The following is a 12,842-nucleotide window of genomic DNA, read 5'->3' as shown; positions in this document are numbered from 1 at the left end:
TCTTCCCTCTTCCCTCTTACCTTTGCCCTCTTCCTAATGACTTGTGACTTTTGACTTGTGACTTTTGACTTCTATTAAACCGAAGTTGCTAAAGATCGAGCTAATTGTTGAGCAGTTTGAAAGCGATCCCCAGGCTTAGCTGCCGTGGTTCGCAAAATGGTCTCCCGCAGCTTGGGGGCGATGGTCGGAATATTTTCGAGCTTAAACCCGTAACCTCCAGCTATTTTCCCGTAAAAGTTTTGAGGGCTTTGGGCCGTCAGCAAAAAAATCAAAGTAGGCCCAATAGCATATAAATCCGACTGAGGGAGAGGTTGTCCCCGGTCTTGTTCTGGTGCGGTGTAGCCTTCAACGCCGATCCGAGTCCCTGGAGGAGTGCCGATTTCTTTAACAGCACCAAAATCCAGCACTGTAATGCAATTGTCGCGGTGGCGCACCAGCAAATTAGCAGGTTTAATATCCCGGTGGACGATCGGGGGTTTTTGAGAGTGAATGTAGTCCAAAACCTCACAGGTTTGGATCATCCACTCTATTGCTTGTTGGGGAGCAACAGGCCCGCGGTTGTAGATGCGTTTTTCTAAATCCTCGCCGTGGAGCATTTCCATCACCAAGTATTTTTTGCCCCCTTCCACAAAAAAGTCAAAAAACTGAGGAATTCCCGGATGGTGAAGGGCCTTGAGAGTTTTAGCTTCACGTTCAAACAGTTCTTGAGCTTTGACTATTTGAGCCATGTCAGCATTCATTTCCTTGAGGACTACCAGAGAAGCTGCGGGGGAACTTCCGGGTTGTTGAGCTTTCGCTTTATCTCGATCCCAGGCTAAAGTCGTTGTCCCCATACCCCCTTGGCCCAAAGTTCTCAGCACTTGGTAGTGACGGACTGTGCGATCGACTTTAATCGGTTCGCCGCAGTGGATGCAGAATAAATTCCCCGGCGGGTTTCCCGCGTGGGTACACCTCGGTGCCACGAGATTGACGGTGGGGTTCGCCTCAATCTTGCCACCGACTTCAATAGTAACCACTTGGAAATGCAGAATTGGGCCGCCCCGCGCCAACTGGATCAGGGCACCGTCGGATATCCAACCCTGAGACATGAGAATACCGTTCACCAAAGTGCCATTTGTCCCGGAATTGACTAAGTACCACTGGCTGGATCTCCCGCTATTAACTCTTTGCAATTCCAGATGCTGCCGCGACACTAGAGCATTGGGGATCACAACGTGATTTTCAGGAGAGCGGCCGATGCGAATAATGGATTCGCTCTCGAAACTCCACTGTTGCAGGGGGGTCTGTTTGTCTGGATCTAAAAGAGTCAGCAGCATTTTCGATTGATGTGGTTGAACTCCCTGATGTGGCAGTGAGAGTTGGCGGAAATTTACAGATTAGGGGCGTAGGGCTTTGAAAAATTAGAAATTAAAAATTAATTATGAGCTTCACAGGTGAGTTTCACTAAACCTTTATAATATCCTGATTGTGATTAAATATTCCATAAACCATGAATTTATAAATAGTTTTTTGGGAACAATTATTCATAAAATTTGTGATGGGTCTATCGCTCCTTAAAACACAGTCGATCAATTTAACAATTGCAACAACAAAAACTAAGTAAACAATCGCTAAACTTTTACGTAAATTTGATGTAGCAGATTGTGATGTCAGCCCCACATAGATGTAGGGCTGACACTTCCCACCTATGCCCACCTTGCCACGATAGCGATCAAGTATAAAACAGATTTCGCATCAGCCCGCCTGCTGGGTCACTTCATTTTAGTTGATTTTTTTTCATTAGACCAACTATTTTTGTAAGTGAAAGTTCTTTCAACTATGATGAATCCACTTCCTATCAAGCCACTTTTTCCGGTAGATTCCCTGAACAAATTCTCAAAATTAAAGCTACGGATAAATGGTTGGTACTTCACAGCTTTTCTGCAATCGTATGGGTCTGTAATCAGTTTGTTAACACTCAAACCGAAGCTTTTTTAACACCGGATACCTAAAAACAGAGCGAACACTAAAGCCTTGCCCGGAAACGACAGAAGCTGTTTTTTTTCTGTGCAACAATTGCAGGTTTAACCCAGACCGTCACGGGGGAAAAGCGCCACCTTTGAAAAAGTTGGCAGCATCCAAATTCTAAAATCGAAATGCGCCTACCTGCGCCCGAATGATAATTGCCGTGATATTGTCGTGACCGTTGCGTTTGTTGCCCAGTTCAATCAACTGGGCAACTCCCTGGTCGAGATCGGCTTGGGCATTGAACAGGGGTTCGAGAGTGTTCTGCCAGTGAGTTTCCAACAAATCATTATCTGTCAAGCCGTCGGAAGCCAAAATTAATAAGGTATCTTCGCACAAGTCTAAAAACTGCACGTCAGGCTTGAGAAAATTACTGTCTCGCGGGCCGAGGGCTTGAGTTAGTTGATAGGCGTCGGGACGGGCATAAGCAGTTTCCGGGTCAACCCCGCGCTTAATTTCGCGCTGACCTACTTCGTGGTCGGAGGTGATTTTTTCTAGGGTTTGTCCCTTTCTCAGTCGGTAAAGGCGGCTGTCGCCGACGTGGGCAACGGCGAATTGGGTGTCTTGAACTAAGACTGCGACTAGAGTTGTACCCATGCGGGCGCTGCCGGAGCGTCCGTCCTTTTGATTGATTTCAAAGATGGCTTTGTTGGCTAGCAGGACTCCCTCGCGGATGGTGTCTGCCGGAGGTAGTTGATTTTCCCAACGGGTTTGAAAGAATTCTCTGAGAGTTTCAGCCGCTAGTTGACTGGCTACTTCTCCGCTGTCGTGTCCGCCCATGCCGTCGCAGAGAATGTAAAGCCCTTTGGTTTGAAAAATGCGACCGAAGGAGCTTTCGAGTTTGTTTAGCTGAGTCCAGATGCTGAAGAAGTCTTCGTTGTGGTCGCGCGTGCGGCCAACATCGGTGAGGCCTGCGTCTTCTAAGCTGTAAATCTGGAGTGGCATGGGCTGGGTTAAGACCTCGCCAACGTCGGGGGGCGACTCGTCGGGGCTGCGGTAAGGCCTGCGCGTCGGGGTTGAGCTTGGTAAAGGTGCGGGTTGAAGTTCGAGAGGGACTGTTTCTAGGCGCGATCGCAATTCTTCGATTGTGTTAATCTCGCCTCTGTACATTTGTTGCAGCAGTTCGAGCAAGGCGCCAAACTGAGTGCGACTATCGGACTGGCTAAATATCACCTGCCACAGTTGCCCCAAATCTACCAGTTGCAGGTTTGAGCCGGCGGGTTCGGGATAGAGGTATTGCAGCCGCAAAGAAGCCAAGGAAAAGGAAGAGTCGGGGTTGACTCGCAAATTGGTCAGTTCCAACAAGCTTTGCCGACAGCGCCAGGGTTCTAGGGCAGCCCAGAGTTCTGTCATTTCGTGCAGCCAGTATAAAATTTGCTGGGTGGAAGTTTCGGGTTGACTCCAGCGTTCTACCAGCAGTGGCCATTGGGAGCAGTCTTCTAGCAGCAGGACTGCTTGTTCGTTGTCTGACCAGCTATCGTGAATGACTGGCAGGTTTTGAGAGAATTGCCACCGCAGTGCCAGATAAGGTTCAGCTATGCCTTGGCAAAGCTCTGCTAAGGCGGAATTGGTTGAATTTTCTCCGCCTGTGATTGCTGCGGTATAGGGGGATGTTCGTCTGGCGACGCTGGCAGAGTTGGCTGCTAGCATGGCTTTGAGGGGTGACATTTCCAGCGGCTGACAGTCCAATACTGTTACTGCTACTGTGTCTGAGCGTTTTCTCGGCGGCACGGTTTCTAGGAGTTGGTAGCGCTGCTGAGTGTCTAAATAAGCTCCGGCTGGCTGGGAAGGGATTAAATATTCTGAATTGGGGACGGGGAATTCTGGAGATGGAGGGGAGGTGTGAGCTATGTTTGGGCTGTCGGGGTTCTCGGTTGCTTCCTGGATTTGTTTAGGCTGTGGTGCGGTTGTAAAATTCTGCTCAGACGGGGTTATTTCGCGATCTGGTGCTGTATTCGAGCTTTTTTCTGTTGTTTGAAAGGATGCTGGTGCGATCGCCCCCACGGCTACCACAGCGTCTATTTCTGGGCTGCTGAATTCGGCAACTTCGGTCAGTGGAGAAGTTGGTTCTACGGCTGTTTGGGGTTCGGCTGGGGTGGTTATTTCTGTTTTAATGGCGTCTGTGATTTGTTCAGCAGAGTTTGGGGGCGATACGGTTTCTGGAACTATGTCTGGTTTTTGCCCAAACTCGGCTGGGGGTATGGTTGACTCGTGTGGCTCGACTGCTGGAAAATTCGATCGACCGCAGATAATCGCCCGCCACACTTGACCTGTTGCGACGCCGCAATTCTGACATTCTTTGGCGCTAAAAGCGACTTGGGCACCGCATTCGTGGCAAGGTTTGTAAATTAGGGAATTTCCGCATTGTTGACAAAACTTGTTTGGATTGGGATTTTCAAATTGGCAGCGGGGACAGAGAAGCATAGGGGTTTTAAATTGGAGATGGGCGATCGAGTTTGGCGGTGGGGAGTTTTGGGTTTTGGGCTGTGAGTTAGGAGTTATGAGTTTTGGGCCTGACTCGCAACGGATAACTCCCATGGCCCTATGCCTTATTTTATCGGGATGAATTCAGAACTCAGATATTTCTTAGAACTGAGATGTTGTCTCCGTGTCAGGAATAGGCCTGTTAAGCCACACCTACAAAAACCTTTCTCGCTTCACAGGCGAGAAAGGCAGCCCCATCGGCGGCAGCGAGTGCGGGTCCGACAATAAAAGTTATCTCATGAGTGGAACTGTCATCCTGCCTATGCTTAACAATGCTGCTAGATATCAGTTAGAAGGGATTTGCTGTAGAATCTTCTTGGAAAACGGTTTCTCGGGCGATCGACACAATTGTGGAGAGGGGTACTTCACAGAAATATTTCCGCCGGAATTGTTCTTCGGAGACTGCTGCTAGGAATTGCGCTGCAAAACGCGCGGCAATCGGGGAATTTGGCACTGAGAATTGAATGGATTGGCTATCTAATAAGGGTTTGGGGATTTCCTCTGGCGCGTCTTGCTGCTGTGGGGTTTCGGGTTGTCTGGCGATGTGGAAAGCTCGATCGCGATAATTTATTTTGAAACCGAGAGATGTTAGGGTTTTGAACCCGAGTTGCAGGGATGTGTCGCTGATGCCGAGTTTTTGGCGGAGTTGTTGTCGGGTGACGGGTTTGTTGGTGCGGCTGAGGTATTTGGCTATGCCGATTAGCTGTTGGCAGATTTGCTGTGGGGGTACGAGTGGGGGTAAAGTATAGGCGATCGCGAGTTTTTTCTGAGTGTACTGTGCTTGCCGAAACCAGATCCGCAGTTCGTCCCAGCTTGCGGGGCATTCTTTGAGGACGATCGAGTTTTCGCGATCGACCTTTTCGGAATTGTAAACTAGATTGTCGATCGGCATTTGAGATTCTAAGTTTGTGCTAGCGCGTAATAACTCTTCATCGTTATTTCTATTGCGCCAGTCTACAATCCAATCTATTTGAGTCTGAGAATTTATTGGGTTGTCTTCCGTGCGTTCTTGCACTGATACAAGGCGCACTTCATAGCGCGATTTGTAAGTATTAAAATCGAGTTCTACGGTAACATCGCAGCGGCCTTGGGGAACTTCATTTTGATTGTGTCCCCACCAAATGCCGGGAAATCCCGTATCGCTAGATTCGTCCCTAATTGTAAATTCTGTTTTGATATATTCTACTTTTTGCCCTTTCAAGTCCTTGATTTTTTGATTCCACAGATTGTCAAACCAGCAGTTTTCAATTAGCAATTTGGGGACGGGGTTGCCCATGCCACAAGGTTCCAGCAATTTTAATTCTTGAAATAAGTCTTTGCCTAATTCGGAGACAGTAATTTTTAAGTCGGCTTGAACGGGGGCTGCTGTTAAGCTATCGGTGCTGTATTGTTGTCGCAGTTGCTGATTTACCGCATCTGTAAATAGGGGGATATTTTCAACTGGGAGACTCAATCCGGCAGCGAAAGGATGACCGCCAAATCTGTGCAATAAATGCGCTTGATCTTTGACTAATTGGTAAAGGTCGATTTGATTGGCGGAACGTGCGGAACCCCTGGCAATGTTGGATGGGGAAAGTGTTGGTGATTCTGAATCTAAGAAGGAGGTAAATTGCATTTCTGGGGAATTTTCATTAATCTTTTCGCTTCCTTCTGTGCTGAATAAAATCACGGGGCGGCCGTATTCTTGGGCGATTTGTCCCGCTACTAATCCTAATACTCCTACTGGCCATTGCGGGTCGCTGAGGACAATGACGCTAGTAGTTGAAAGGTCGAGTTTGGCTAGTTTGTTGGCGGCATCTTTGGCAACATCTTTTTGTAAAGATTTACGTCTGCTGTTGGCAATTTCGGTTAAATTTGCTAGTTCTTCGCAGCGTTTTTTGTCGCGGCTGGTGAGGAGTTCTACGCAAAAGCTGGCGTCACCTTGAATGCGGCTGACGGCGTTGATTCGTGGGCCGAGGCCGAAGGAAATGTCGGTTGGGCGATCGCCCGATCTTTTGCACAGTTCGAGCAATTTTGCAACTCCTGGGCGGGTGGGATTTGCGATTTGTTTTTGCAGTTGTTGGATGCCGATTTGTGCTAGGTAGCGGCTGTCTCCTGTAAGTTGGACTAAATCGGCAATTAAGCCGATCGCTACTAATTCTAATAAATCTGTGAGCGGGCGCTGCGGAATATCCGGTAATGTGTGATACAATGCTTCAACTAATTTGTAAGCTACTCCAACTCCTGAAAGGTTAAATAGTTGGTGGTTTGGGGGAAAGTAGCGGGGATTGATAATTGCTTTAGCTGGCGGGCGATCGTCCGGTAATGTATGATGGTCGGTGATAATTGTATCGATATTTAAGCTGGTGGCGTATTCGATTTCGGCGATGTTTGTACTGCCAGTATCACAGGTGATAATTAAGCTAATTCCCGATTTTGCTAAGGCATCTATTCCCGGGATATTGAGTCCGTGAGATTCGGTTAAGCGGTTTGGAATGTAATAAATTAGTTGGTCGTTTTGAGCAAAAAATTCTCCCAGCCCGTCCCAAAGTACGGAAGTTGAGGTAATGCCGTCGGCGTCGAAGTCTCCCCAAATTGCTACTTTTTCGCCGCTGTTTCGTGCTTGCTGGATTCTTTCTATCGCCCAGTTCATTTCTAGTCCGAATTCAAAGGGACTTGCGGGTTGATAAAGTTTGGGATTTAAGAAACCGGGTATTTGTTCGGGATTCTGAATTCCTCTATACCAGAGAAGTGTGGCGGCATAGTTTCCGGGGAGTTCTGGTGCATGGTTTCTGACAGCTTGAATCAGCCAAGCTGGGGGTTGGGGTAAGGGTTGATTTTGCCAGTTGTGAGCGGTTGCTGTCATTCGATTTTAGATTTTAGATTTTTACCACAGATGAATCTAGGGGCTTTTTTGTATGTTAAATAAAACTTAAGCGAGTCACTGGTTCCCCGGCTCTGCCTGGGAACCCATTTCCAGAGGCTGTGCCTCGCTTACGAGCGGGAAAATTGGAGGCAGAGCCTCCCTATCGGCGTTACCAGGCAGAGCCTAGTAACGAGTAAAATGCGGGGGGGTTTGTTTATATATTAAATAAATATTTCGTCGATTATAGCAAGATTTGGTAGCCAATCCGTGGGAGTTTCTGCTGCAAGATTGGGTAAGAAAGCTGTGTTGTCTGTTGTGCGGTTGCAGCGAGTGGCAAATTGACAGGAATTGCAAAGATTGGAACTAATTTCTACTTGGGGTAAGAATTCGCCGCCTTCGGTATAGCGCTGTCGCCAGTCGGTTAGCTGCTGTAATAGGTGGGTTAAATCTTGTTTTGTGCGATCGTGTTCTGTTTGGCTGTAATAAAATGTGAGTTTTTGCGGGGGTTCTTCTCCTTGCAATTGTACGAACCAGTATGTCATGGATACTTGTTGGGGGGAATAGTCGCTGGTTTCTACTAAGACGTATAAATAGAGGCGAGTTTGCCAACTTTCGGCTATCCATTTTGATTTTTGAGGGCGGGGATAGGTTTTCCAGTCGAGAATTTGGGCGGCGCTTGGTTCGGCTATTAGCAAGTCATAGATAACGGTGAATAGGTAGTCTTGGAAAATTAGGGTGCGGGGGTGTTCGGCTTGGCGGAAAATGTTGTCGCTATTTTCTGAAGCGGCGAAAAGTTCGGGGGCGGTGTTGATAAATGCTGCCACACATCGTCCCAGTTCGGGGTCTTGTTGAATGATAAATTCAAGGGGAAGTCCGAGTTCTCGCTGCTGCATTAATAGGTGAAAGTGGCTTCCCCATGTGAGTTTTTCTTTGTGTTCTGGGGAGCCGGTGGTGGCTAGGAGTTCTAGGTAGCTGTGTTGGAATTTGCGGGGGCATTCTTCGAGGATTTTGAGTTGGGTTTGGGAGAGTCGAAGCATTTTTATTTAGGATATTACGGCTGGGATTTATGAGGGGATAATTTGAGCATTGCGTTTTGGATGAGATTGCGATCGCACTTCTGTTAGATTTTTTGGAGGAACGGGCGCTCTTAGTTTACTCACTCAATACAAAATAACTTTATTTTTCCACTTATGAGTCATATTGACGCTTAACAAAAACCCTAAAAAGTGAGGTATCGAAATTACATTTATTAGAAGATCCCGGTAACATTACTTTGATGGGAAGATGTCCCCGTGGAGCTTTTCTGAGAGAGTATTTAATATCAGAGTAATATATCCAATCACCCTTCACGTACCAACCAACCTTCTCAGAAAACTTCCCTTCAAACTCATTATAGCTAGAAGAGATGCTATCGTTAGGTTTATTACCAACAATGCTCTCCCAAATCTGCTTTTGCACACTAAAACCAAAGAGTCCTTTGCTATGTTGCACCCACAGGTTATTCATATAATCGAGGTCTTTAATCGGTAATCTTTCAATATCGCAACCCGATAAGAAGTTGTAAGAAAACATAGAATTTATTTTAATTGTATGTTTTCCTAAAATTTCTAGTATAAGCTTTTCTGTTTCCTCATCAGCTTTTATCCATTCTTTAGCTTCGAGCAAGCTATCTAATTTATAATACTTTCCCCCGACCACGGAAGTGGATTTAGCAGACGAACTATATTGAGAAGCAGCCGCATATTTAATAACTTCTTTAGCTGCATCAGCTTCATTATTTATTGGATTAGACGTATTATTTAAAGACTTTGCCCAATCAACCACTCTTTTTTTGACTTTCGGGTTACTGCGGGCTTTCTCTTCTAAATCTTGGGCTACTTGATCCTCAGCTTTATCCGCACTATATCCCTGATTTTTAAGTTGATTTACAACCTCGCGAAACTCTGCGACGACATCAGATAATTCTTGATTGGTGTTAATGTAACAACCTTGTATTTCTATATAGTCTCCCTGAATATAGTTGCCCTGAATAGATGGATTATAATTACCACCGCCTGTGTAAATATTGTGATCTCCTGTTTTCCTATTGTCTTCTAAGTTAGTTATTGATTCTGGTGGCGTATTAACAGCTAAATCCCATAATAATTTAGAAGCTCCGAAGATTACAACGCTAACTATCAACCTAGGGAGAGTCAGAAGCCCTGTGCCAACAACCGCAAAACTTATTAGTCCAAGTAATACGCTAAAGAAGTAATATTGTTGCTTTTTACTTCCTGGTAGCCTAGATATTAAAATACTTAGTTTATTAAAAATTTGTTTTATTTTACTTATCATTAACTTAGGGAAATAAGCTGTTCGGCATTAAAATTTAACTTGTAGGGCGGGCAGGATGCCTACCCTACAAGAGTTTGAATAAGCAGGGCTGTCCAGATTAAATGCGCGACAGCTTATCTGTCCTTCAAAGAGGAATACCTAATAATCCTAGGGCTACCTTGACTACCCCTACCACCGCTTCACCAATCAGACCATTGGCAGCGGCATCAACTACATACTGTCTCAAATTCACTAACCTGCTTTTGACCTGAGAATCATTATTAGCCTGAGACACTAAGTCACTGGCGACTTTCTGCTGAGCATCCTGTGGAGTGTATCCCTGTGTTTGAAGTTGAATTAATGATTCTTGAATCTTAGTCACTACTTGAGATAAATCCTGACCCGTATTTATGAAATTGCCTTGTATATAATTGCCTTTGATTGATGGGCTATAGTTACCGGAACCCATATAAATGTTGTGATCGTTCGCCATATCTATGTTTCCTTGAATTTGATAGTTGTGAATAGAGAATTAAGGAGTATTATTCTTAATTCATAAAAATCCCGCCACCATTGTAGCCATAATCTTCGTCCTAGTCAACACTACCCAAGAGATTTAATCCTTTTAGTTGTTTTCTCATTGCAGGTTTAACAGCAGGATGAATCAATTCTTCAGAAATTCGATGGCGCTCAATATAAGTATTTATTTTTTCCTGGTTATCCAAATAAAAGCTTAGCGCGTCAAAAAATTGAGCTAATTTCAGGTGAGGTAAGTGCATCGGGATTTCTTCAGGAGTAATACCCAAACGCCACAATTCAACAATTGCCCGAACGGAAGTCCTCGTTCCTACGATAATTGGTTCGGCTTGCAAGATTTCAGGATGACGTGTGACCTAACGCGAAACTGATTGTACATTCATGGCAGATTAACAGGGCAGATATATTTTTATTATATGTTATGATTGAGGCAATAAGTGTGTAAAAAAGTAAGGGCGATCTCACTTTTAGGCAACCTCTCTACAACTTCCCAATTTGTTGAGCAAACCACATCGCCGCCGTCCCATTTCCCTCACCCAAAAGTTTCAAAGTCTCCGATAGCAAAGCTATTGGCAATCCCTCAAGCGCACCGGAAATTTCGCATTCCTGATATTTCCCGTTTTCCTGCAAGCGAAATGCCAAAACTCTCTCGCCTTGAATATCTACTACCCAATACTCAGGAATTCCCAAAGCAGCATACAACCGCTTTTTTTCATCTAAATCGCTGGCCAAAGTAGTATCGGCTATCTCCCCGACTAAATCGGGAACTCGCGACTGATTCAGATTAATTCGGCGAGGTTCCCCTTTTTGCCATTGGTGGAAATCTCCGCCGATGTATAAAACTTTATCTGGTGCGCCCGCTCCCACTTTAGGTTTCTCAATTACACAACCGCTGAGAGAATCAAAAGTTTGTCCTATTTTGGTAGTAAACCACACGAAAAATATGATAGTAAACAGATCGTTAAATCTGGCGTGCTGAGGCCCTTCATTACCCATGTCTATCCAAAGATATCCTTCATAAAAAAATATTCTGGCTTCCTCCAAAGATGGATCTTCGCAGGCTGCTACATAATCTTCCCATGTCGCGGCTTGCCATTGAGGAATTTCACCGAGTTGAGGCAAGATGAATTTTACAGTTGTAGAAGTCATGATTTAAAAGCAAATTGAGGATAAAGTTATCCTAACTTAGGTTGATATTTATCTGCTGCGGTAATTGGTAGTTAGTAATTTGTCAAATTTTATAACCCCCCTTTTTTCAGGGGGGCTCAGATCCTTGTGCTTATCGAATTGCTGGGGGCGCCGCAATTGGTACTTCTAAGTCTGGTTGCAAGTCAAAAACTACCACAAGCGTTGTTTGAGGCATGAGTTGACGCAGACACAGCAAGTGTCCGTCAGCATCCGATCGACTGCGAAATCGCCCCACAACCGCCCGCTGCATACTGGGCATGAGTTTGGCGATCGCCCAAGGGTAAAGGCGTTTTTGGTACGCGATCGCACTAGGATTCGCTGCGAATCCCTGTTGATAACCGTTTTGTGGCATGATGGTTTAGTATCCTCTATGGACTACAGGAAAGGGCGTTAGTAAGTCTCTTGCCGGAAATCGACTAACGCCTCTACTACTATGATTAAACACCAAACTCTCCTCATGTGTCAAGATTTGGCGCTAAATATTAACACTTGCTATATTAAAAGGTTTATTCAGCTATGGATTTGAGAGCCTTGAGAGAACGTGCAGGGCTGACAATCTTAGACGTAGCACGGGAACTAGAATGCGCGGAGTCTTCAATTCGCAACTGGGAAAAAAGCCGAACCTTGCCAAAGATGGAAGTTTGGCAAGTATTCCGAATGCGAGATTTGTATCGATGTAGCGAAGCGGAGTTGGTGCTAGCTGTCAGAAAGTCAATGCCGACGGAAAAGAAAGAACAGACAAAGCTGACGGAGTAACAATACTTATGCAGTCTTGAACTGTTTGTTAAAGTAATAGATTTTATTTTTTCAACCGCAGAGGCACGCGGATAAACGCGGATGAAATTGCGATCGCACTTAATCACACATCACAAAATCACTCTTTTGTCAATACAAATACGCTGTCTTTATTCCCCCGTCCAATCCGCAAATCCTTATCCAAATAAGTAATATCCAGCCATCCCTGCTGTTCGCGAGTATCCAGCCCAAAATCTACAGCAGCGAACTTTTTCCCCGACTCAATCTCATTGATAAACTTACCTGGAGATTCATAACCAATCAACCTGCTTAAACCTAATATAGACCGCTCAAACTTCACCTGCACTCGCCGTTCGGAAGTTGGCTCAAATCTCGCAGCTACACTGACAATTCCTTCCAAATAAGGCAAGCCGTAAAGTTCGCCAATGTTATAAATTTTAGATTCTTTGACGCGGATAGATTGATAAATTTGACCCAATTTCACCAAGGGAAAACTGTCAAGATTCAGCAGGTCGCGGCTGGTGGTGTACAATAACCGCCAGTCACCATTTAAAAGCTCTGCAGCTTCGACAGGCCGTGAGGTGGGGTTGTAATCTTCCAATTGGGAGATCGCGCTTAAAATTGCTTGTTTGTCGGTGGGAGTAGCCAGCAAACCTCGATTCTTACCAGCTATTATCTCTAAGAGTGCAGATTTTATAAGCATAGTTTTTTTAGA

Annotated in this window: 10 protein-coding genes and 1 pseudogene; 1 reads left to right on the top strand and 10 read right to left on the bottom strand. The window is 45.4% G+C overall.

Annotation, left to right across the window (positions count from 1 at the left end; all coding sequences use genetic code 11):
* Window positions 1-74: 74 nt before the first annotated feature.
* The 9 genes and pseudogenes from QUA23_RS23485 to QUA23_RS23445 form a co-directional block, all read right to left on the bottom strand.
* On the bottom strand, window positions 75-1,316 hold the full coding sequence (locus QUA23_RS23485) for a protein kinase domain-containing protein (RefSeq protein ID WP_333078474.1): 1,242 nt from the start codon (window positions 1,314-1,316) through the stop codon (window positions 75-77).
* An 808-nt stretch (window positions 1,317-2,124) separates the two neighbouring features.
* On the bottom strand, window positions 2,125-4,428 hold the full coding sequence (locus tag QUA23_RS23480; protein WP_333078476.1) for a serine/threonine phosphatase: 2,304 nt from the start codon (window positions 4,426-4,428) through the stop codon (window positions 2,125-2,127).
* A gap of 349 nt (window positions 4,429-4,777) precedes the next feature.
* Window positions 4,778-7,333, bottom strand: a complete 2,556-nt coding sequence (locus QUA23_RS23475) for a DHH family phosphoesterase (protein ID WP_333078477.1) — start codon at window positions 7,331-7,333, stop codon at window positions 4,778-4,780.
* Between the two features lie 221 nt (window positions 7,334-7,554).
* Entirely contained in the window at window positions 7,555-8,370 is an 816-nt protein-coding gene (locus QUA23_RS23470; RefSeq protein WP_333078478.1) for a PD-(D/E)XK nuclease family protein, read from the bottom strand.
* A 151-nt stretch (window positions 8,371-8,521) separates the two neighbouring features.
* Entirely contained in the window at window positions 8,522-9,667 is a 1,146-nt protein-coding gene (locus QUA23_RS23465) for a GUN4 domain-containing protein (protein WP_333078480.1), read from the bottom strand.
* Window positions 9,668-9,791: 124 nt separating this feature from the next.
* Window positions 9,792-10,139: a hypothetical protein gene (locus tag QUA23_RS23460; RefSeq protein ID WP_333078482.1), complete on the bottom strand. Its 348-nt coding sequence runs from the start codon at window positions 10,137-10,139 to the stop codon at window positions 9,792-9,794.
* A 100-nt stretch (window positions 10,140-10,239) separates the two neighbouring features.
* Window positions 10,240-10,527, bottom strand: a pseudogene (locus tag QUA23_RS23455) (DUF433 domain-containing protein); the annotation flags it as partial.
* Between the two features lie 136 nt (window positions 10,528-10,663).
* A complete protein-coding gene (locus QUA23_RS23450) occupies window positions 10,664-11,332 on the bottom strand; it encodes a Uma2 family endonuclease (protein ID WP_333078484.1) in 669 nt (222 codons plus the stop codon).
* Between the two features lie 130 nt (window positions 11,333-11,462).
* Complete coding sequence (locus QUA23_RS23445) at window positions 11,463-11,723, bottom strand: hypothetical protein (RefSeq protein WP_333078486.1); 261 nt, start codon at window positions 11,721-11,723, stop codon at window positions 11,463-11,465.
* A gap of 164 nt (window positions 11,724-11,887) precedes the next feature.
* Between QUA23_RS23445 and QUA23_RS23440 the strand changes: the two genes are divergently transcribed.
* The gene (locus QUA23_RS23440; RefSeq protein ID WP_006631291.1) at window positions 11,888-12,127 is read left to right on the top strand and encodes a helix-turn-helix domain-containing protein; all 240 of its coding nucleotides are present in this window, start codon (window positions 11,888-11,890) and stop codon (window positions 12,125-12,127) included.
* Between the two features lie 118 nt (window positions 12,128-12,245).
* Here the strand turns inward: QUA23_RS23440 and QUA23_RS23435 are convergent, their stop codons facing one another.
* Complete coding sequence (locus QUA23_RS23435) at window positions 12,246-12,830, bottom strand: PAP/fibrillin family protein (RefSeq protein WP_333078487.1); 585 nt, start codon at window positions 12,828-12,830, stop codon at window positions 12,246-12,248.
* Window positions 12,831-12,842 lie beyond the last annotated feature (12 nt).

Origin of the sequence: Microcoleus sp. Pol1C5 (genome assembly GCF_036701115.1) — a bacterium.
Classification (GTDB): domain Bacteria; phylum Cyanobacteriota; class Cyanobacteriia; order Cyanobacteriales; family Microcoleaceae; genus Microcoleus.
This window is presented reverse-complemented; position numbering and strand designations above follow the sequence as displayed.